At 43.5% G+C, this 22,025-nt stretch carries 15 protein-coding genes; 7 read left to right on the top strand and 8 right to left on the bottom strand.

Annotated elements, in window-relative coordinates; all coding sequences use genetic code 11:
* Positions 1–5: 5 nt before the first annotated feature.
* From BCU34_RS20430 to BCU34_RS20415, 4 genes are all read right to left on the bottom strand, one after another.
* Positions 6–1,661, bottom strand: a complete 1,656-nt coding sequence (locus BCU34_RS20430; protein WP_017060076.1) for an ABC-ATPase domain-containing protein — start codon at positions 1,659–1,661, stop codon at positions 6–8.
* 120 nt (positions 1,662–1,781) lie between these two features.
* Positions 1,782–3,689 (bottom strand): GGDEF and EAL domain-containing protein, encoded by a 1,908-nt coding sequence (locus BCU34_RS20425; RefSeq protein ID WP_017060077.1) that lies wholly within the window; start codon positions 3,687–3,689, stop codon positions 1,782–1,784.
* Between the two features lie 178 nt (positions 3,690–3,867).
* The gene (fabV, locus tag BCU34_RS20420; RefSeq protein ID WP_102478746.1) at positions 3,868–5,067 is read right to left on the bottom strand and encodes an enoyl-ACP reductase FabV; all 1,200 of its coding nucleotides are present in this window, start codon (positions 5,065–5,067) and stop codon (positions 3,868–3,870) included.
* A gap of 81 nt (positions 5,068–5,148) precedes the next feature.
* Positions 5,149–5,766 (bottom strand): arylesterase, encoded by a 618-nt coding sequence (locus BCU34_RS20415; RefSeq protein WP_102478745.1) that lies wholly within the window; start codon positions 5,764–5,766, stop codon positions 5,149–5,151.
* On the opposite strand from BCU34_RS20415, the gene BCU34_RS20410 reads away from it, so the two are divergent.
* From BCU34_RS20410 to BCU34_RS20400, 3 genes are all read left to right on the top strand, one after another.
* Positions 5,765–6,439, top strand: coding sequence for an ABC transporter ATP-binding protein (locus BCU34_RS20410; RefSeq protein WP_017067780.1), 675 nt, complete (start codon positions 5,765–5,767; stop codon positions 6,437–6,439). The two genes, BCU34_RS20415 and BCU34_RS20410, sit on opposite strands and share 2 nt — an antisense overlap.
* 1 nt (position 6,440) lies before the next feature.
* Entirely contained in the window at positions 6,441–8,879 is a 2,439-nt protein-coding gene (locus BCU34_RS20405) for an ABC transporter permease (protein ID WP_102478744.1), read from the top strand.
* A gap of 532 nt (positions 8,880–9,411) precedes the next feature.
* Positions 9,412–10,866 (top strand): FAD-dependent oxidoreductase, encoded by a 1,455-nt coding sequence (locus BCU34_RS20400; RefSeq protein ID WP_017060081.1) that lies wholly within the window; start codon positions 9,412–9,414, stop codon positions 10,864–10,866.
* Between the two features lie 180 nt (positions 10,867–11,046).
* Here BCU34_RS20400 and BCU34_RS20395 read toward each other — a convergent pair whose 3' ends face one another.
* The 3 genes from BCU34_RS20395 to BCU34_RS20385 all read right to left on the bottom strand — a co-directional run bounded on the left by BCU34_RS20395 (position 11,047) and on the right by BCU34_RS20385 (position 13,620).
* On the bottom strand, positions 11,047–11,997 hold the full coding sequence (locus tag BCU34_RS20395) for a biotin-dependent carboxyltransferase family protein (RefSeq protein WP_017060082.1): 951 nt from the start codon (positions 11,995–11,997) through the stop codon (positions 11,047–11,049).
* Complete coding sequence (locus tag BCU34_RS20390; protein ID WP_102478743.1) at positions 11,990–12,742, bottom strand: 5-oxoprolinase subunit B family protein; 753 nt, start codon at positions 12,740–12,742, stop codon at positions 11,990–11,992. The genes BCU34_RS20395 and BCU34_RS20390 overlap by 8 nt, the downstream gene beginning before the upstream one ends.
* A gap of 134 nt (positions 12,743–12,876) precedes the next feature.
* On the bottom strand, positions 12,877–13,620 hold the full coding sequence (locus BCU34_RS20385; protein WP_017060084.1) for a 5-oxoprolinase subunit PxpA: 744 nt from the start codon (positions 13,618–13,620) through the stop codon (positions 12,877–12,879).
* A 170-nt stretch (positions 13,621–13,790) separates the two neighbouring features.
* Here BCU34_RS20385 and BCU34_RS20380 point away from each other — a divergent pair, with 170 nt between their 5' ends.
* The 4 genes from BCU34_RS20380 to galE all read left to right on the top strand — a co-directional run bounded on the left by BCU34_RS20380 (position 13,791) and on the right by galE (position 19,452).
* On the top strand, positions 13,791–15,854 hold the full coding sequence (locus tag BCU34_RS20380; protein WP_102478742.1) for a TonB-dependent receptor plug domain-containing protein: 2,064 nt from the start codon (positions 13,791–13,793) through the stop codon (positions 15,852–15,854).
* Positions 15,844–16,380 carry a YfiR family protein gene (locus BCU34_RS20375; RefSeq protein ID WP_102478741.1) on the top strand — a complete coding sequence of 179 codons (537 nt, stop codon included), beginning with the start codon at positions 15,844–15,846 and terminating at the stop codon, positions 16,378–16,380. The genes BCU34_RS20380 and BCU34_RS20375 overlap by 11 nt, the downstream gene beginning before the upstream one ends.
* The gene (locus BCU34_RS20370; protein ID WP_102478740.1) at positions 16,380–18,353 is read left to right on the top strand and encodes a diguanylate cyclase domain-containing protein; all 1,974 of its coding nucleotides are present in this window, start codon (positions 16,380–16,382) and stop codon (positions 18,351–18,353) included. The genes BCU34_RS20375 and BCU34_RS20370 overlap by 1 nt, the downstream gene beginning before the upstream one ends.
* 85 nt (positions 18,354–18,438) lie before the next feature.
* Positions 18,439–19,452 (top strand): UDP-glucose 4-epimerase GalE, encoded by a 1,014-nt coding sequence (gene galE / locus BCU34_RS20365; protein ID WP_048608318.1) that lies wholly within the window; start codon positions 18,439–18,441, stop codon positions 19,450–19,452.
* 354 nt (positions 19,453–19,806) lie between these two features.
* Here the strand turns inward: galE and BCU34_RS20360 are convergent, their stop codons facing one another.
* The gene (locus BCU34_RS20360) at positions 19,807–21,954 is read right to left on the bottom strand and encodes a TonB-dependent hemoglobin/transferrin/lactoferrin family receptor (RefSeq protein ID WP_102479692.1); all 2,148 of its coding nucleotides are present in this window, start codon (positions 21,952–21,954) and stop codon (positions 19,807–19,809) included.
* Between the last annotated feature and the right edge of the window lie 71 nt (positions 21,955–22,025).

The following is a 22,025-nucleotide window of genomic DNA, read 5'->3' as shown; positions in this document are numbered from 1 at the left end:
CGAAATCAGTTCGAAGGCTTGAACTGAGATTTACGCATACGGTTCAGAGCAGCCATCACATCTAACGTTCTTGGTTTCGCTAGGTCACCGTAGTTAGGCATGTTAGCGTGCCATTCGTTTTCTAAAATAGCGTTAAACTCTTTAGCAGGGTTGTTTGACCAACCTGGAGTTTGTGCGAATTGGAACCAAGCCCAACCGATCGCATTCACTTCAGACGGTGATTCTAATTGCTCAAGCGCAGAAAGGTCTGCAAACTCTTTACCAAAACGCAGTGACTCTTTGCCTTTAGCATTAACACGGAATTTACCGTCAGTCAGAATGTTCATCAGTGAAGCACGGTTCAATGAACGCGGTACAAACGTTTCTAAAGCAGTTTCACATTCGTTAGTACGCTGAGTAGGGTGCTGAGCAATCACGTCTTTTGCTTTTTCAGTCACATCTACCGCTTGGTAGTCGTGCATTTGAATCACAGTGTTCGCGACATCTAGGTAATCACCAGAGCCACCCATTACAACAATGGTAGAGATATCCATCTCTTCACGAAGCTGACCAATGCGGTCGACAAGTGGTGTGATTGGCTCATCGCCTTTTGACACTAGCGCTTGCATACGCTCGTCACGAATCATGAAGTTAGTCGCTGACGTATCTTCATCGATAAGTAGAGTTTGAACGCCGGCTTCAATCGATTCTTGTAACCAAGCCGCTTGAGACGTAGAACCTGACGCATCTTGTGTGCTGAAGTCAGATGTGTCTTTCTGCATTGGTAAATGGTTGATGTAGTTTGACAGGTTCAAGCTGTGCACACATCGACCATCTTCAGCGCGGATCTTCATCGTATCAATCGCAGTTACAATGCCTTCGCGACCGTCACCAGGAATATGGTTGTAGATAGAACGTTCAACGGCGTTCAACAGTGTCGATTTACCATGGAAACCACCACCAACGATCAGCGTAATGCCTTTTGGAATGCCTAGGCCGGTCACGTCACCTTGGTTTGGAGTATTTAACGTAACACTCAATGATTCTGGAGCCGCGAAAGGTACCGCGTCTTTCATTGGAAGGTCGCAGTTACCCGCGATACGAGGTAACACACTGCCGTTTGCAACGAAAGCGGCTAGGTTGTTTTCATCCAATTGAGCACGCAGCGCTTCTTGGTCTTCAATCGTTTCACAATGTTTGATCATTGCATCGATGTTTAACTCACGCTCAAGCGTCGCGCGACGAATAAACTTCGGTAAGTAGAAAGTGATGATGTTGTTCGCTTTCTTAGCAAGAATGCTACGACCATCAGCTGGTAAATTAATACGGAAACGAATTTCGATGCCGTGGTCTGTGAATACAACAGCTGTGTTGTCTAATACGGTTTGACCCGTCAGCGCGATAGAAACGGTCGACTCTTGTTTCGCGAACTCAGAGAAGCTACGTGCGATAAAGTCACGAGCGGCTACTTGGTATTCGTAAGATTTTTCTTTCAGCCAATCTAACCCGGTCAAAGACCACGCGCGCGTTGCACGAAAACGAGAAGCTGACGCGTATGGGTCACCTTGGATGTGGTCGATGTGTAATTCAAAATCAGCAAAGTCGTATTGACCTTTAATTTGTTGATATGCACGGTAGTTTTGTTTTTCGAGCTTTTTAAGCTTTGCAGTCAACTGATCCATAACGAGGAATGCCTATATAAAGGGAAAGATAAAAACAGAAAGGCGGCGATTATAAAAATCACCACCTTTAGAGTAAAGAGAAAGTAGGCCTAAATCCAAAACTAACTGCTCTTTTTCGCTTTAAGCGTAACGAGTTGTCCCCAAATAGTTTTGATTGATTAAGCTGTGTTCGAATTCTTGGCTCGGCATTGGTCTTCCGTAAAGGTAACCTTGGCCCACATCGCAGCCTTCGTTAATAATAAATTGCTCCTGAACCTCCGTTTCTATGCCTTCAATCGTCACTTTTAAGTCGAGCTTTTTGGCAATTTGGACAATAGAACGAACAATTTCCGAGTCTTCGTGTGAGTTGAGCATTTGGTCGATAAAGCTCTTATCAATCTTAATGGTGTCGAATGGGAACTTCTTCAGATAACTGAAGGAGGCGTAGCCCGTACCGAAGTCATCTAGTGACAATGTAACGCCAATATCGTGCAAAGATCCCAAGGTATTCTTGGCAACCACTTCATCTGCTATCAGTCCACTCTCCGTAACTTCAAGTTCTAAGAAACGAGGCTCTAAATGATAGGTTTCGAGGAGGTGAACCACTTGTTCCGCAAAGTGTACGTTCTTGAGTTGAATTGCAGACACATTCACAGCCATCTTGAAATCTTCAACGTATTCGGACCACTCTTTGGCTTTTTCAATCGCATTGCGTAAAACAAAGCTGCCCACTTCGAAAATCAAACCGTTTTGTTCAGCCATGTGGATCAGGGTTTCGTTAGAGATATCACCCAAAACAGGATGTCGCCAACGAAGCAAAGCTTCAGCACCGACCCAGCGATGCGTCAACGGGCTAACTTTGGGTTGAAAGTAGAGCATAAGGTCATCATTACGAACGGCTTGAAGCAAATAGCCTTCGATCTTATTAATGTGAGTTTGTTCTTCGGTATGGGATTGAGAGTAGTAAGCGAACTTTTGTCCTGAATCTTTGCAGGCTAACATCGCTTCAGAAGATTTCTGCAGAATGCTTTCCGCGTCATCTTCGTCGTTCGTAATTGCAATCCCAATAAACGCGTGCAAATGCACTTTGTCACTTTCGATGTCGAATTCTGAATGACCAACTTTAACGAGCGTCTGGCAAAGTTCTTCAAGGCGATGGTGTAAATCTTTAACGCTAAACGCCAATACGAGGTCAACCGAAGTAGGGCGTGCAGTTAATACATCGATATCAGAAATACAGTCGATGCGTTTTCGGTATTCAACAAGCACTTGGTCTAACGCGTTATAGCCGTAGCGTGCTTGTATGCGTCTACCGTTGGTAAAACCAATATGAACGACTGCAAATGAGCTGTCTGTCAGCCTTCTCTGTGACAGTAGCTTGTGGTTTAAGCGAGATTCAAATGCGTTTCGGTTTAAAAAGCCGGTGCCGAGGTCGTGATTCTTTTGGAAGTTAATCTTCTGTTCAGCCGCTTTTCGTTTATCAATTTCTTGATTCAACGAGTAATTAAGGCTCGCGAGATCTTTAGTGCGATTGTAAACGCGGTTTTTTAGGTCGCGATTCATTTGGGTAAGCTTGGCGTGTTGGAATAGGGTTTTAAGCTGAGATTCAATCGAAGTCCGAAAGCTCTCTAACAGTTTGATATAAGTAGGGGTGTAGTGATTCTCTTTCGAGTCCAAGATACAAATGGTGCCAAACAGTTCACCGTTAGGCCAAAGTAATGGAATACCACAATAGGAGACTAAGCCGAGTTTGATGTCTGGGTTGTTGTCCCACTTAGGATCGGCAAGCGCGTTAGGCACAAGAAGCTGTCGTTGAGTTTCCATCACTGTTTCGCAGTACAGCCCATTCCCCAGCGTTTCAGAATCACCTTTGTTGTATGGGTTGTTCTCGCTACGACTGGTTGAAAAAACTTCAATGTAATTGGCGTGAACACGCATGATTAGTGCTGCGGGCACTTGAGTAATTTGAGCTAAGAGGTCGACAATATTCTGCCAACCGTGCTCCATATCGTCTGGGATATCTAAATCGAGAGTTTTTATTTTCTTCATATGACTCCGAGTCAATTATGCTAAATGCATCAACACATCCTGTGTTAATTATGATGAACCAAATAAACTATGAACCTTACGTTAATTAATTATAAGAAATGTTGCACGAAAAAACCTCCGCAATTTTGCAGAGGTTTTCAAATGTGAATCTGGGTCTCAGTAATGAGATAAGTTTCGATTAAGGCTTTAATTTTATAAAATCTTCAGTATTAAGTTTCTGGTTATAGTCTACCGAAGGTTGAGCAAACCCATTTAACTGCAGAAACTCCTCTTTAAACCCTTGGTAATCGCCTAACATTTTGAAGTTGTTCTCATCCATCTTTTCTAACAGCTCTGTTACGTGTGCTTGGGTTTCAGGGTCTAATTCCCAGTCATCCATACGAATCAGACGTTCACCATCAAGTGGCACTTTAGTTTGTCCATACAGTTTGCAGCTAAACAAGCGCTGCATCTGTTCAATACAACCTTCGTGGGTCTCTTTCTCTTTCATAACTTTGTACAAAGCAAGTAGATAAGGGCTGAGTCCCGGGATGAAAACGCTCGCTTTAGTGACTAGGGCTTTACAGACAGTCGCGTAAGCGTTGCCATCAAAGTTAGCTAACTCTAAGTTAAGTGCGTGGCTGGTTTGGTGAAGGTCGATCTTAGCTCGCCCCAATGTCCCGTCTAAATAGATAGGGTGTGTGACTTCTGGACCAACATAAGAAAACGCGATTGTCTTACAACCCGGGGCGATAGATTCAGCGTTGATAAGCTCATCTATCCATTGTTCCCAATCTTCGCCGCCCATCACTTTGAGTGTGCTTTCGGCTTCTTCTTCCGTTGCAGCATCAAGTGTGTTTGTCACCCAATTGTCGTGCTCCAGAGAAATCGTCGCGCCAGTTACGCTTTCACCAATAGGCTTGATGGCAGAGCGCCAAAACTCATCGGAATCTGGTTTAGGACGAACGCCCGCAGCTAAGCTATAGATAATCAGGTCCACTTCACCTTCAAAGTAGGTTTCAATGGCTTCAACAACTTGTGAACGTGTTTCTTGCGAAAATGCATCGCCAACGATATTGATAGCAGTGCGTTGCTCTCGTTCTGCTTCTTTTTTGAAGTAGATGTTGTTGTACCAACCAGCACTACCTAGGGATTTTTCGTTTGGACCGCGCTCGAATGAGACGCCGATAGTGTCAGCTTTTGCGCCGCCAAAGGTAAGGGCAATACGAGCGGCAAGGCCAAAGCCTGAGGAAGCGCCGATAATCAGTACGCGTTTAGGGCCATCTTTGATTTGCGGCGCACTCTTAACAAACTTGATTTGTTGCTTTACGGCTTCTTGACAGCCAAGAGGGTGAGCGCTTTTGGCTACCACACCCTTGATAACAGGTTCGATCAGCATAAATAACCTTACAGTTAACGGTGATATGCACTCAGGCTAACGTAAAGCTGTGTAAAATTTATTGAGCTAGACCATTAAAACTTAAAGATACTGATATAATTCTTCGGCGACGAATTCAGCAATCCAAGGTTGAGCTTCTGGTTTTGGATGCAGTCCATCGTTCATCATCCACTCAGGTTTAAGGATGATGTGCTCAAGGAAAAAGGGCAAAAGTGGCACGTTTTGTTGATCAGCAAGCGCTGCAAAAACGTATTCAAACTGCTGGTTGTAACGCTTTCCGTAATTCGGTGGGATTTTTATCTGCATCATTATAGGTTTCGCGCCCGCAGCTTTTATCTGCTCAATGATTTGATCAAGATTCGCAGACATCAGCTTCGGTGGGAATCCACGAAGTCCATCATTCGCACCAAGTTCAATAAGAACAGTGTCTGGAGCGTGTTCTTCAAGCAATTGTGGTAGGCGAGCCAAACCATTGCCAGTTGTGTCACCCGAAATACTTCCGTTAACCACGGTGACTGTTTTGTCATGCTTTGCTAATGCGTCTGGTAACAGGTTTGGCCAACTCTGTTTGATGTCCATGTTGTAACCAGCACTCAAGCTATCACCAAGGACCAGTAGCTTAGAATCTAACTCGGTATCTTGAGCCAAAGAAGCGGTTGAAAATAAAATAAAGAATAAAAAGGAAATTAGTCGAGTCATGCATACATCCATCATTAAAGCAGAAGCTGTTTCGAAGACAGTGTCTACTAATCAAGAACATTTAACAATCCTAGAGCACGTCGATATCGATATTCGTGAAGGCGAAACCGTCGCGATTGTCGGCACGTCTGGTGCGGGTAAGTCGACCCTAATGACGCTGCTAGCTGGTCTTGACGTACCAACGAAAGGTGAAATCAGTTTATTAGGGCAGCCACTTTCACAGCTTGATGATGAGGCAAGGGCTAAGATTCGCAGTGAATCGGTTGGGTTTGTATTTCAAAGCTTCTTATTAATTCCAAGCCTTTCTGCGCTGCAAAATGTCACGTTACCTTGTTTGTTGAAGGGAGCAGACGAAGACATCGAACGCGCGACTGCTCTGCTTGAATCAGTAGGCTTGAAAGACAGGCTTGATCATTTGCCGTCGCAGCTATCGGGTGGTGAACAACAAAGGGTCGCGTTGGCGCGCGCATTTATGATTAAGCCAAAAATTCTTTTTGCCGATGAACCCACAGGCAACCTAGACCAACAAACTGCTGCCAAAATTGTCGAGTTGTTGTTTGAATTGAACTCATCCCACGGCACAACGTTAGTGTTGGTGACACACGATCCTAAGCTTGCACAACGTTGCCAAAGAACACTCAAGATGCATGTCGGTCAGATAGAGGAAGTCTAAATTGAATTCATCAAACGGACTGAATAAACGCCTGTTTTCATGGAGTATCGAAGAGATTCGACACGGTCAGCTTTGGCCAGTTTCAATCGCTTTAACGCTTATTATTGCTTGTGTATTTGCATTGTCGGCGTTGGCCGAACGTATGGAGCAGGTAATTGTTAAGCAGGGCAAAGATGCGCTTACTGCCGATATCGTGTTTATCTCAGCAAACCCAGTTCCACAATCCTTATTAGACCTCACTCAAGTTGAACAGTTAGAAAGCTCTCAGTTGACTCGTTTTTCAACCATGGCATTCAGTGACAACTCGATGCAGTTAGTGACGGTGAAAGCGGTTGAAAGTAATTATCCATTACGCGGTGAAATGATCTTAGTGGGTGCTGATAAAGCATCAAGTAACCATGTTGAGCCAGGGGAACTTTGGTTAGACGAGCGTATATTTGCACAGTTAGAGGTTGAGATTGGTGACGTTGTCACTATTGGCGATGCCGATTTAGCGATAACTGGACGAATCACTCAAGAACCAGGCTTAAGCTTTAACCCATTCCAACAGATGCCAGCCGTTCTGATTCATACAAGCGATATTGATGCCACGGGAGCGATTCAACCGGGCAGTCGCGTTAGCTTTAGATTGTTTTTAAATGGTGATGAATCGAAACTCAAATCCGCACAAGACAGTATCGAACTGACACCAAGTGACCGCTGGCGTACACAAGACTCAGCCAGTCGTACCAACGACATGTTCGAAAGCACCACTCAATACTTATCACTAACGGTAGCTATCGTAGTGATCATGGCTGCGACCACTTTGGTACTCACTTGCCAACATTATGTTGCGAGTCGTCGTAAAACCATCGCGATGCTTAAGAGTTTAGGTGCAAGCAAGCAGTGGATCGTTAAATGGTTGTCTGTACAGGTATCTTTGTTAGTGGTTATCGGTGCAGTACTGGGAATAACCATCGGTATCGGCTTGGAGTTTTTGCTTCGTATACCTCTGGGCGACTTATTACCAACGCCACTTCCTAGCTATGGTATTGAACCTGCAATCTTGGCGATTTTATCAAGCATCCTAATTGGTGTTCCTGCTCTTGGTATCCCGTTAATTGGCTTGGTCAACACCTCGGCAATCAGCGTGATTCAATCAAGTCACCAGTCCAATGAAAGCTACAAGAAATATTTGTTGTTACTGGTACCGATTATTCCAATGATGCTGATGTATGGCGACAATCTATTGGTATGGATAGTTTTAGCGGGTATCGCTTGCCTGTTCTTAGTGCTTGCGGTCGTCAGTTCGCTTGTTCTGCGTTTAGTTAGTAAGTTGCCGACATCGACATCGATGCGTTTGGCATTGAGTCGAATTAATCGCACACCTTTAGCAACTGGGATTCAATTTGGCTCTTTAGCGCTTTCACTGATGTTGCTGTCTATCATCTGGTTGGTAAGAAGTGATTTACTGTCAGATTGGCAACAAACCTTACCCGAGAACGCACCGAATGCGTTTGCACTTAACATTGCAAGCTATGAGAAAGACAGTTATCTCGAGACGATTGATGCAAACGAAGTAGAGCGTACTCAAGCGTTTCCAATTATCCGAGGACGACTGACGACGATAAACGGTGTTGAAGCGTCGGAATACAGCGATACCTCAGGCGAAACAGACGCACTAAGTCGAGAGATCAACTTCACTTGGGGAGATAGCTTACCCGAGTACAATGAAGTGTTAGAAGGTAACTGGACGCAAGAGCATGGCGTATCTGTGGAATCGGATGTCGCGGAGCAACTGGATCTAAAGATTGGCGATGAGCTGTCATTCACAATCAACAGCCAGAATGTTTCTGCCAAGGTGAATAGCATCCGCAAAGTCGAGTGGCGAGAAATGAAGCCGAACTTCTACTTCATTTTTACTCCAGATGTCTTGAGTTCAATCCCTTCTACTTGGCTAGTGAGCTTCAGATTAGAAGAACAACACAATCAGATGCTCAACGAACTCTCTCGAAATCATCCAACCGTGAGTTTGATGGATATTCGTAAGATGGGTAGCAAGATCCAAGAGTTGCTTAAGCAGATTGTTTGGTCGATTACCGTACTTGCGGCGTTAGGTGTGGTGGCGGGGCTGTTGCTTATCTTCACTCTATTGCGATTGAGCTTATCTCAAAGACAACAAGAGATACGCTTGTATCGAACATTAGGCGCGAGTAAGAAGCGAATTCTCAATACTATTTGGTGTGAGTACGGTTTAATGGCTTTAGTCGCAGGCTCAATTGCAGCCCTTGGTTCTGAGCTCAGCGTGGCAGGAGTGATGAACTTTGGTTTTGAGTTACAACCTTCACTTCACCCGATGTTGTGGATAGCGCTACCGGTGCTAACGTTCATCACATTAGCCGCGGTAGTGAATAGCTTAATCAAACGTTTGTTGGCACCAGTAAACAAGGATTTTGGCTAGTCGTTAGCGAGATCTAGCCAAGCGCTTAAAACGGTCTAAAAGTGAGATTATTTATACTTAGTCATGCACTATTTATAATACGTCGCTTTAGACCGTTTTTTATTTAACCAACCGGTAGCATAAGTAAAAAATATCGAACCTTAGATTCCACTGTTTTTAGCATTTTTTAAAACTAATTACCCAATAATGCCGATTTAATGAACAGCGGTTAGTCCCTGTAAACAAAGGGTTTGCGCAACTTAGCAAGAACGTTATCAACAGTTATCCACAAAAACGGTGGATAACTTTAGGGATAAGTTAACCGCTATGTTTTAAGAGTACTGAGGCAGCCTTTATGTGGCGTCACTTAGGACAAATTTGACTGTTAGAATAACCTTTAAAACCCTATCTGGAGTTATTGAGTCAAGAGATTATTTATGTTTTTTACATAGATATTAAATCCCGCCTATCTAAGACCTTGATAAAAATGTGTTTTAATTCATCGCAGAACAAAAGTAGAATAGAGGCAGTTAATCTTATTCTACAGAACACGATGAACCACAACAAAACGGATACAAATCAACCTTCTATTGCCATTGTTGGTGGTGGTATTGCCGGAACAACGAGCGCGATTCACTTTAGTGAGTTGGGTTTTAAGGTCACTATCTTAGAAAAAGGGCCGAGTTTGGTTAATGGTCCACCAATTTGCCACCTGCACGCTGGCGGCAATTTGTATCGAGATATTTCTGTAGAGCAGTGTCTTCAATTGCTCACACAGTCAATTGATACCGTCCGCTTATTCCCTCATACGATCAATATTCGTCCGACAATCATCGCCGTTCCGCACAGTGATGGTGGAGAGCCGTTGGATCTGCTTCCTCGTCTCAAGATAATCAAAAGCGCTTATGCCGATCTTGTTAAACAAGATAAAAGCAACCAAGTGCTCGGTGATCCGGAAGAGTATTATAAGCTGTACAGCAAAGAAGATTTATTAGCACTTTCTGCGAAAACACAGCCTCTGAAACCAACATCGCTTGATGATTGGTGTATTCCTTTCGCCAAGCATACGGATTTAGAGACCCTAAAGTATCCTGTTGCGATGGTCCAAGAGTATGGCTGGAGCGTATTCCGACTTTCTGCGACCGCTCAACTCTCTTTGGGGCAACAAGCTAACTGTACTGTGTTAACCAACAGCCGATTACAATCTGTTGAGTCGACAGGTCAAGGTTGGTCTTTGACTTATACCGATGCCGAAAACCAAAGCTGCCAACTAACGACCGATTACTTGATTAATGCGAGTGGGTTTGAAACGGGTATCGTAGATGACTTTGTTGGCTCTAAGCAGCAAAGACTTGTTGAGTTTAAAGCTGCATACGTTACAGAGTGGCCATATTCGCAAGAATGTAAGGAAGAGTGGCCAGAAGTTATCTTTCATGGCCCGAGAGGCACACCGCAAGGCATGGCGCAATTAACGCCGTATGCTGATGGTGTGTTCCAACTTCACGGCATGACAGAAGGGATTACTCTGTTTGAGGGTGGGCTTGTTTCATCGTCAACAGACTCGTCACAGCCACAGTTGCCTTCGAAGCTGCTTAAGAAAATCGTATCGGGTTGGAGTGAAGATCAGCTTGAATTAAGAACTCGCGCGGCAATAACGCATATGTCTCAGTTCATCCCAAGTTTCAGTTCTGCATTGGTCGGTGGTAAACCTTTGTTTGGTGCACAACAGATTCCGGGAACCGATCCAAGCTTAAGAGCTTCAGACGTTTCATTCTGTGGGGATCGCTATGCTCGACTTGAAGTAGTAAAAGCTTCTTCAACATTAGAAGCGGCACAAAAGGTCGCTGAGCAATGGTTTGATGTATCAGAGGCGGCATCTATTGAAGACACACACTCAGTGACAATGTCACTTAATCTAAATGATATTGAAAACAGAGCGATAGATTTGACACAAGAACGTGGATACCCAGAAGCGCTTGCCAAGGTGTCAGGTCAAGATCACGCTTAATAGCCTATAATTAGTCTATCATCATCGACTGCGTTTAATTTCTTCAATTCGGCTTACTGTAATAGGTAAGCCGAATCTTCATTTCAACATCTGCTTAGATACCGAACCTCATCTAAATGACATCTTCCTAGTTGATTATTCTCAGCTACATAGCATTTAGCACATAACACATCGCAAAAACTAATAGCCGAAAAACTGAGCCCATTGGCACCAAACATCTTGTAAGCCCAAGCGATCGCCCTTGCTGAACGATATCGCATGTCCAGGTTTTGCTTGCGCCAAGCGTGGTAAATCGATTCTGGCGACACATCCTATCTTCGGATAACCACCTATGGTCTGTCTATCATTAAGCAGCACGATAGGCTGTCCATCTTGTGGAATTTGAATCGCACCTAAGGCAATGCCTTCTGACAATAGCGAAATGTCAGGCGAGTCGACGGGTTCGCCACTGAGTCGATAACCCATCCGATTTGAGTTTTGGTCAACGTGATACTGCGCGTTATACAAAGTCTCTTTTGCTGACTCGGAGAATAGCTCGCTTTGATAGCCTTCAATCACTCGTAGGTTCACGGGTAGATTGTAATCAGGCGTGTATCGGAAGGTAACACTTACCGCTTTAAATGAATGTGATAGTTGGTGCTGGGTAAAAGCTATTTGTTGCCCTTGTTGGCATGGCTCTCCATCTTGCGTTAATCCACCAATCTTTTCACGAGTGACTGTAGAGCAGCTATCAAGAGTTGATGGAACATCGAAACCGCCCTTAATGGCTAAATACGCCCTTAGACCATTTTTAGGCAAACCAAATGAGAGAACTTGCCCCTTAAAAGCTTGAAAAGTGCTCCAGTTAGCCTGTGGTTTACCATCGAGTTTCGCTTGTAAATCACCCCCGCATAGTGCCATCTCGCAATCAAAATCGATTCTCAACGCACATTGCCCAAGCGTGATTTCCAACGCCGCTTGGTTGACTGGGTTGCCCAATAGATGGTTAGCCCAGCTATAAGAGTAGTCATCAACCGGTCCACCTTGCGTTAATCCAAGATGAGCAACACCAAATCGCCCAAAGTCTTGAATCAAACTCAACGGGCCGGGCTTAATCACTGTCAGTGTTGGTTTAGTTTTTGTCTTAGCCATTTACGATGCCTCCACCCAAATCTACAAATTCTTTTTTTGAAATTGCTATGAAACGGACGGTATCACCAACATTAAGCAGAGACAGTGGTCTTTGCGTGATATCGGCGTTCTTCAACTTGCTATGATCGAACAACGGAAGTGGGCAATTGCCAATAATATTCCAACCGCCCGGTGAATCCGAAGGGTACACAGCTGTTTTCGTATCCGCGATGGCGATACTGCCTTTGGGCACAATTAAGCGGGGTGTGGAGTGACGGGGCAAGGCAAGCTCATTAACCACATCCGACATAAAGGCAAAGCCAGGCGTAAACCCAATCGCACTGACGCTGTATGTCTGTGAGGTGTGATGTTGAATTATCTGGTCGAGCGACAGGCCTTTGTTTTGATATCGGTCTAAATCGAGCGCCGTTTCTGGTGAGTAATAGGCAGGAAGCTCAATCGTATCGCGAGTTTTACTAACACTAGAAAAGGACGACAGAGCATGACTCAACAAATTATTGAGCTGTTCAATGAGCTGCTGTTCTGATATTCGATAAGGGAGGTAGTCGACCAATATTGTTTGGTAAGCCGGTGTCACATTCATCAACACCGATGCTAAGTTTTGGCGAATGGCATCGGAAAAGTGAGCCATGTAATGCGCATATTCGGCGCTAGATTGATTATTTGAAGGCGATAGCGTCAAGGTCACCAAAACGCTGCATTCCGCGACTGGCGCTATATTGAATTCAATCTGATTCGTCGTCATTTCGTTTCCATACGTTTGTTATCTTGCCTTTTTTAGCTTACTTGGCGTGTCTCACTTCCGTGTCCAAGCCAATACAAATCAATTAGATCTCACGAGCGATTAGACCATGCGTCATACCAATCACACGCTTCATACTAATTAAAAGCGTTGAGGTCTTGTCTGATTTTTCTAATTAATGCGATGGATTGAGGGTTATCACCATGAACACAGATAGTATCAGCTTCAATAGGCAGTCTTTCGCCCTCTAAAGTCGTAACCGAGCCATAGTTAATGATTTGCATAACTTGGTTATAGATATCGTCTTGATTGACGTAAACCGAGCCTTTTTGAGTACGTGGCGCTAATTGTCCGTTATTTAAATAAGCACGGTCGGCAAACGCTTCAAACAAGAGAGGCAAGTCATGGTCGTCAGCAATATCCAAATACTGTTGATTGTCTGATGAAGAGAGAATCATCAACGGGATGTTAAACTCAGCGACGGCTTGGGCTACCGCATTGAACACATCAATGTTTGCCATCATATCGTTATAAAGAGCGCCATGAGGTTTCACATAGCCAACAGTGGTATGGTGATAGCGGCAAAGGGCTTGTAATGCACCGACTTGATAACAAACCAGCTCACTGATTTCGTCCATGGTGTGTGGAATAGAACGGCGACCAAAACCAACGAGATCTTGATAACCGGGATGAGCACCAATTTGGGTGTGATAGTGCTGCGCCAGTTTTATCGTCTTGGACATAACGTGCGGATCAGACGCGTGGAAGCCACAAGCGATGTTTGCCATATCGACCCATTCCATGACCGACTCATCATCGCCCATCTTCCAATTGCCGAAACTTTCTCCCATGTCGCAATTAAGCAAAATCTTCGTTGTCACGTGGTGCTAATCCTTTACGTTGAGGTAAGTAATGACGGTCTTATAAATACCACAAATAAACAGTGACCTAACTCATACTTTCGATACCGTAAATTTACCAGTATGGCATTTCATATATAGTTGAACTATTGATTAAAGGATTAATATCTATCTGTATATTAGGTGAGCACATGATATCCCGCCAGGTTTGCTTAGGACTAGCATTAACGACACCTGTTTTTGTCTATGCTCAAGTAAACTCTCTAGACCAACTCATGTCGATGAGTCTTGAAGAGTTGTCGATGTTAGATGTCGAAATGGAAACGGCTTCGAAAGTGACACAAAAACTCACTGACATTCCCTCGTCGGTGTATGTGCTTTCTAATGAGCGAATTCAGCGCAGTGGGGCAAAAACTATTGCGGAAGTCCTAACGCTTGTCCCTGGACTCAAAGTAACCAAGTTTAACGAAACCTCATGGTTTGTTTCTGCCCGTGGTTTTCATGATGGGCTATATAACAAGATGCTCGTGATGATGGATGGACGCAGCTTGTTTAGCCCAGTCTATGGCGGTACGTATTGGAGCGACGTTGATTATGTACTTGCCGACATCGAACGCATCGAAGTACTAAAAGGCCCCGGCGGAACAATTTGGGGAGGCAACGCGGTTAATGGTGTTGTCAATATCATTACTAAGTCTGCCAATGATACGCAGGGGACTTATCTCTCAGGTGTCGCTTCTAATACTGATAACTATGAATTTAGTGTTCGTCAGGGATTAAGCCTCAACGACAGTGTGAATGCTCGTGCCTTTTATAAGTACCGAGAAGAACCCACATATCGCACAAACGAATCTGAAAAATGGAAAGCACAAACGGCAGGGATGGTATTTCAGCCAAGTAATGCTGAAGAAAGTTGGTCATTACGTATTGGTGGTGAGAAAAGCTTTTATGAGTCGGAGTTGTATACGTTCCAATATGATAATTCAGGATCGTTTGTCGGATCACAAGCCAACGATTTTGATAATAAAAGCCAATCTGTTTATATCCAGTTCAACGATTCTCGCCATTTTGATGAAAGTTCGACACTCTCATATTCGTTATGGGGTGAATATAATGAGGATAACGCGCCAGACGCTCCGGGAAGCTATTCGACCATCGATTTTGACTCTACTTATATCAACCAACTATCGGCAAACCATCAGCTAACACTCGGTGGTGGCCTGCGATATATGTACCTTGATTTCTCCTCAAGCCAAGTTTCGGACGTGGATTGGTACAATCCCGATTACTACGGTAGAGCCTACAATATCCAATCTGCTAACGATTATATTGCGAACGCATTTGTACAGTCTCAAATTCAAATGACAGAAGCGCTATCGATAACTCTTGGCTTCAAGGCAGAACACTTTACACAGAATGACTCGACAGAACTTTCACCTCAACTACGCGGTTTATATCAGCTAAATCAACGCCATTCTGTTTGGGCTGGCTTGAGTCGTGCGGTGGTTGCTCCTTCTTATATGGATTCAAACTCCACATATTACTTCAACAGTTACTATGCTGATTCTAACGACAGCTACCTTGATGTCTATAAATCGAATTCTGACCTGGAAACAGAGAGCGTCGTAACGGCGGAAATGGGTTATCGCTACTCAAACAATTCAAATTTCGAACTCGATGCGACGATATATCTGAGTGAACATGACAACCTTCGCTTCCACAGTTATGACCCAAATGATATCCCCGCGAATCATGTCTATGTCGGTGTACTGTCTGATGATTATAAAGCGAAAACATATGGCTTGGAGTTAGGCGCAAGCTATCAGCTCACTCAAGATATCACCAGTTACTTGAGCTATGCCTACACAACATTAGAGGGAAAAAACAAAGGTGATGACCCTAAATCTAGTCCTCAAACGAGTGTTTATTACGATATTGATAATGAACATTTAGCCACGGCACAGTTGATGTGGAATATCACAGAAAGTTGGCAATTCGATGTGATTGGCCAGTACATTAATGTGAATTACCCAGACTATTGGGTAGCAGGCGATGGCACTCAATATGAATGGCAGTCTTACCCACATGAAATAACCTTTGATGCGCGTCTCGCATGGAAAAAGTCGTCCGCAGCGCCTTTAGTTGAAGTGGTTGTTGAAAACATAGGTGAGAGTGACGGCTATCAAGCTGAATTCACATCTCAGAAAAGCGTCAATCAAGAGTCGGTGTATGTGAGGATCTCTCATGAATTCTAAGTGGATTAGGCACCGTATTAAGCTCGGTTTTACTAAACTAGGCCTGGTCACTTTAGCTATGCTTATTGTGCCTTTGAATGCATCGGCGGCTAACTTCAAGCCTTATGAAGTGAAAGCGGTGTACCTTTTTAGAATTGCGAATTTTATACGTTGGAATGATGAAAGCTCAATGAACGCTGTGAACTTTTGTGTGATTGGCGATGAAAAGGTAAGCCAAGTGCTGACGTCAATTACAGAGGGGAAATCTATTCGTTCGCTCGCTATCCAAGTTCAACAGTCGATTACATCTAAGTGTGATATTACGTATTTGTCTGACCGTAAAAATGACCAATTCCTTAGTCAAGAGCACTCCCCACATACTGTGACAATCAGTGATATCCCTAACTTTACAGACTTAGGTGGAGTCATTGAGCTTACTCACATTGATAATAAGCTCAAACCTAAGATCAATCTCGAGAATGCAAGGCGCGGTGACTACGTCATTGGCTCAAACCTGTTACGAATCGCTATAGTGGAGGACCAATAATGCTGTCTTTCATTAATAATATATCGATAAAAAACAAGTTGATATTACCGATTATCATCTTCATCACGGTTACTTTGGTGACAATTCAATCGGTAAATTACACTGTCACGTTTGAAAGAGAAAAAGAAAGCCTGATCCAGCGAGTTAAAGTGTTAGCACAAGGTGTTGCTTATAATCTACAAGCCGCGATTCTATTTGAGGACAAATCTTCGGCTCAAGAGATTTTGTCAGCTTTCGTTGCAGATAAAGATATTGTCAGGGTCAAACTCTATGACATTAACGAACAGCTATTTGCTAGCTACCAAGTGAACAACACATTGGTTCCAAGGCCGAACGCAGATGAATTAGACGATATCGCGGATCATCAATTTGCCATCTCTGAGCATTTAATCTTCTTGCTCGTTCCTGTGACGCTGGATGACGCTGTTATCGCGAACTTGAGAGTGACAATATCAAAAGAGACGTTTAATTCAATCTTAACGAATATTTTCAAGGTTGCAGCCGTCTATCTTCTGTTTCTGGTGATCTTAGGCGGCGTGCTGGTCAAATTGGTTCAACGCTTGATTATCGAGCCGATGTTTGACCTCAATGACGCGATGCAAGCCTTTATCGAACGCCGATCAGAGCAGCCAAAATTAGTCGTAACCAACCGCGATGAGATTGGGGAGCTGGTTCGAGCTTTTAATACCATGCTTGAAAGGCTTCAACACCGGGACAACCAAATCAATTTTACACTGGATAAACTCCAAGAAGAGAAGTCGTTCGCGAATGAGGTCATTGAGACCGTTCAGCACTCATTGTTGGTTGTAGATGAAAAAGGGGTCATCGTTCATGCAAATGCAGCCACTCGCGATATTTTTAAGTGCTCGGAAGCCTTTCTTGAACACTTGTTGATCCAAGAGTTGATCGTAACCAAGCAAGTTGGGTTCTTACAAGATGTTATCAACGCCAATATTGAACTGAATGACGAATTGCTGGAAACCACTGATCTCTTTCAATCTAAACGTTGGCTTCGAGTGAGTAGCCGTTCATTGTCAAAACATGGCCGTATCCTTTATGCAATTCAAGATGTCACGAACATCGAAACGGCAATGAGCCGCCAACGTATTGCGGCCGGTGTTTTTGAGAATAGTAAAGACGGCCTAATCGTACTTAACTCGTCCAACGTAATTACCATGGTAAACCCAGCGGTCACTGGACTACTGGGGTATCACGCCGATCTGCTGGTGGGCAAAACACCATTTGAAGTATTTTCTTGGCAACAGTTTTCGTCACTCATGCCGACTATTCGCAGCTCATTGGAAAATTATGGGCAGTGGCAAGGCGAAGTGTGGGAGAAAAGCGCATCCGGCACGTTAGTCCCTATGTTTGTCAAAGTGAATAGAGTTGCCTCAGACAACGAAAAAGACGAGTTTGATATGGTGTTAACTCTGTCTGATTTATCTAACGTTAAAGAGATGGAAAGACTCGAACACTTAGCTCATCACGACGCATTAACCGGGTTAGCGAATAGAGCGCAACTGTATAAAGTTATGGATGATGTTGTCACGTCGAGCCACTATTCAAATCAGCATTTTGCGGTTATCTACTTGGATTTGGATGGCTTCAAAGAAGTGAATGACAACTATGGACACGATGCAGGTGACGAAATCCTGAAAGAAGTGTCAAACAGGTTGTTATCTCAGGTAAGAGCGGGAGATTTGGTTGCACGTTTGTCGGGAGATGAATTTGTACTTATTATTAAGCAGACAAACAAAATCTTATTAGCGAAGCTAGCCGAACGTTTGTTAGAGCTTATCGGGCAAGAAGTGAATTATAAACAGCGTTCGCTTCATGTTGGAGCGAGCTTGGGCATACACTTAGTTGACGGTTTGGAGCGTGATATCGACGTGATTCTAAAGGTTGCCGATGAAGCGATGTACGAAGCGAAACGCAAAGGAAAAGGTCAATTTGTATTCTCTCGTGATAGTTAATAGCCACAGGCGTTTGTGGGCATTGTCTAAGTTGTTGTATCATAAGTGATAGGTTGAATAATTTTAATTAAAAGGTCTGCTAAGCATGAATGTTTTAGTTACAGGTGGCATGGGTTACATTGGTAGCCATACAAGTATCCAGATGATCAACGCAGGTATGACGCCTGTACTTTTTGATAGCTTGTACAACAGCAAACCAAGCGTTTTAGAACGTATCGAAAAAGTATCGGGCGTTCGTCCCAACTTCATTGAAGGTGACGTTCGTGATAAAGCGCTTTTGACTGAAACAATGAAGCAACACAACATCGAAGCGGTTATCCATTTTGCGGGTCTAAAAGCCGTCGGAGAGTCTGTGGAAAAGCCTCTTGAATACTACGATAACAACGTAAACGGCACGTTAGTTCTTGTTGATGCAATGCGTGATGCGGGTGTAAAAACCTTGGTATTCAGCTCTTCAGCGACAGTCTACGGCGATCCAGCAAGTGTTCCAATTACTGAAGACTTTCCAACAAGCGCTACCAACCCATATGGTCGTAGTAAATTAATGGTTGAAGAGTGCTTAACCGATTTCCAAAAAGCCAATCCGGATTGGAGCATTACACTGCTGCGTTACTTTAACCCAGTAGGTTCACACCCAAGTGGTGAGCTAGGTGAGGATCCACAAGGTATTCCAAATAACCTAATGCCATTTGTATCTCAAGTCGCTGTTGGCCGCCGTGAGTTTCTATCTGTGTTTGGTAGCGATTATCCAACAAAAGACGGAACTGGCGTTCGCGATTACATCCACGTAATGGATCTATCTGATGGTCACATTGCAGCGCTTGAGAAAGTAGGGCGCAAAGACGGTCTTCATATCTACAACCTTGGTACGGGTAACGGTTCAAGTGTATTGGACATGGTTAAAGCGTTTGAGAAAGCGAGCGGTAAAGATATCCCTTACAAGCTTGTGGAGCGTCGTCCTGGTGACATCGCTGAATGTTGGGCAGATCCTGCTAAAGCTCAGAAAGAACTCGGCTGGAATGCTACACGTACACTGACTGAAATGACTGAAGATACATGGCGCTGGCAGTCAACCAATCCTGATGGTTTCCCTGGTTGATCTAGTTGTTTCATGAATAGTTAACTTACAAAAAGATGCATTAGGGCATCTTTTTTGATCTAAATCGAATAAAAAGTAAATTAGTGGTTAAAAAGTATCATTCTGTATCTGTTGTGTTATCATGCACGCGAATTATATGTTTAATGTTAATTTTCTTTGGAGTTAATCATGGAACTAGGCCTAATCATCACTTTCATCATTGCTGCAGCAGTAATGGTTAAGAAAGAAATGGCAGAGAAGTAATTTCACTTTATCCCTTTTTGATACAATTTTTAGTGAAATAATAAAAGCCAGCATTTAGCTGGCTTTTTAGTATCTGCTGTATACGTTTCTATGGTTCAGCTTTCTAACAAATTAGAATTCGTATTTAGCTGAAATGCCGTAGTTTCTTTCCGCTTGAGAGTTCTCTTTGTAAAGCTCATCATCGCCACGAATGTCGTTCCAACGGTAGTACTCTTCGTTAGTTAAGTTGAATACGCCACCACGGATAGTAAGATCCTTCATTGGCTTGTAGTAAGCTGTCAGGTCAACAACCGTAGCGCTTGGAAGCTCAGCTTGACCAGCGTTGCCGCCGCTTTCGTCATCGAAATTGATGTCTGAACCAGACTTGTTAGCCGTGTAGTTTAACTTAAGGCTAGTACCCCAGTTTTGGTTTGGAGCATCATAGTTAAGACCTAATACAGCATTCCAAGGGTTAACACTATTCAGTGCATTACCGTTTCCGTCTTCACCTTCTGTATATGAAGCAACGAAGTGAGTTGAAATCCCCTTAGGTGCACCTACCAAAACATCCCATAGTAACGTGTTAGAGAATTCAACACCCTTAATTGTTGCCGAATCTAAGTTAACGTTAGAGTAGTGTGTAGTTCCGCCAACTTTTTTCGTTACCACTGTTTCGATGAAGTCATCGTAATCACTGTAGTAAGCCGCAATTTCAGACGATGAAGCCTGTGTATTATGACGGTAACCTAGCTCATAAGAAATACTGGTTTCTGACTTAAGATCTGGGTTTGGATCGTTTACGTAACCATGTCCTGGGTTGTCATACGTGTAGTACAGTTCATCGAAAGAAGGGGCTCTAAAGCCTTGGCTAATTTGGCCAAAAATGGTGCCTGTATCAGTAAGTTTGTATGTTGAGCCTAAGCGTCCAGTTACCGCAGAATCAGAGAAGTCCGTAAGTGACTCACCTGTATTTTTACCAGGGTCTGTAGAGAAGTGATCGAAACGAACACCTGGAGTAACAACAAGTTTGTCGTTCATTAGGCTAATTTCGTCTTGTACAAACAGACCAAATTTCTGCTCTTTAGCATCAGGAGTGTATACATAAAGCTGGTCATCAGTAGCAGGATCAGAGTTGTACTCCATGTTTGTATTGCTAATGTCACTATGTGTATATGTCGCACCGTAAACTAGGTAATGGTTGTTAATCTCTTTATCTAACTGCGTTTCGATCTCAAGCTTATCTTCTGTGTATTCATAATCTTTGGTTTGCAAGTTATCGTTGTTGGCTGGCACCCAAGGTGGCATACCTGGACCCGCTGGCTTAAAGCGCTTCGTCACACCATTTTCTTCTTTAGAAATGTATGACACTTTGCTCGTCACTGTGTCAGCGATAGCGCCATCTGCGAACCAAATGTGCTTAATAGCGAATCGATTTTGTGTTGTGTTATCAGCACCAGTATAGCTATCGTAACTTGAGTGATAGATGTCAGAGTCTGAAGTATCTTTGATTAGCTCAGCTAAAAACTCGATACGATGGCTTTCATTCAATTGATATTGCAGTTTTACCAATAGGTTATCTGCTGATGTGTCTTGATCTTCTACCGCGTAATTTTCTAAGTTGTTCGAGTCGCGGAAGTTTTGAAGCTCTTCACCGTCACGGCGCGTGTAGGCAACCAATGTTTCAAGGTCACCAAATCGATTAGCTAATGCAACATGCTCACTGAAAGAGTTATCTTCTGAAGAGTAAGACAGTTTCGCTTGTCCACCGAAGTTTTCGCCATCTTTCAAGAAGTCAGATGGGTCTTTAGTTTCGAAAGCAACAACACCACCGATAGCGTCACTTCCGTGTAAACTTGAAGCAGCGCCTTTGATGATTTCAACGCTTTTTAACATGTCGGGATCGATTGAAATACCGCTAGAGTTAATAAATGCATAAGGGCCACCATCAAATGAACCTGGTTGCGACGAGCCATCTACTAAGATCTTGACGCGTTTACCTTCCATGCCACGAATGTTGATGGTTTGTGCACCTTGGCGAGAGCTTAAGTTCATCGTTACACCTGGAGTGTATTCGAAGATTTCATTCACATCTTTCGCCATATTCTCTTCAATTTGCTTATCCGAGATGACGGTAACAGAAGCTGCTGTATCGATAAGTGTTTGATTAGTACGAGTCGAAGATACAACAACCTCGTCAAATAGGGCATAATCTTGAGCAAAGGCTGATGTTGATGAAAGCGCTAAAACGATTGAAGCAGAGAGTAGGGATTGCTTATACATCTGATAGTTACCTTAATTCCATAGTATTATCTTGATTTGCGAAAGATAATATTGGATCTAAATGATAATTA

Source organism: Vibrio sp. 10N.286.45.E10 (assembly GCF_002874195.2).
In the GTDB taxonomy this organism is placed as follows: Bacteria; Pseudomonadota; Gammaproteobacteria; order Enterobacterales; family Vibrionaceae; genus Vibrio; species Vibrio crassostreae.
Note: the sequence above shows the minus strand (reverse complement) of the source record. Positions and strands in the feature narration are given on the sequence as shown.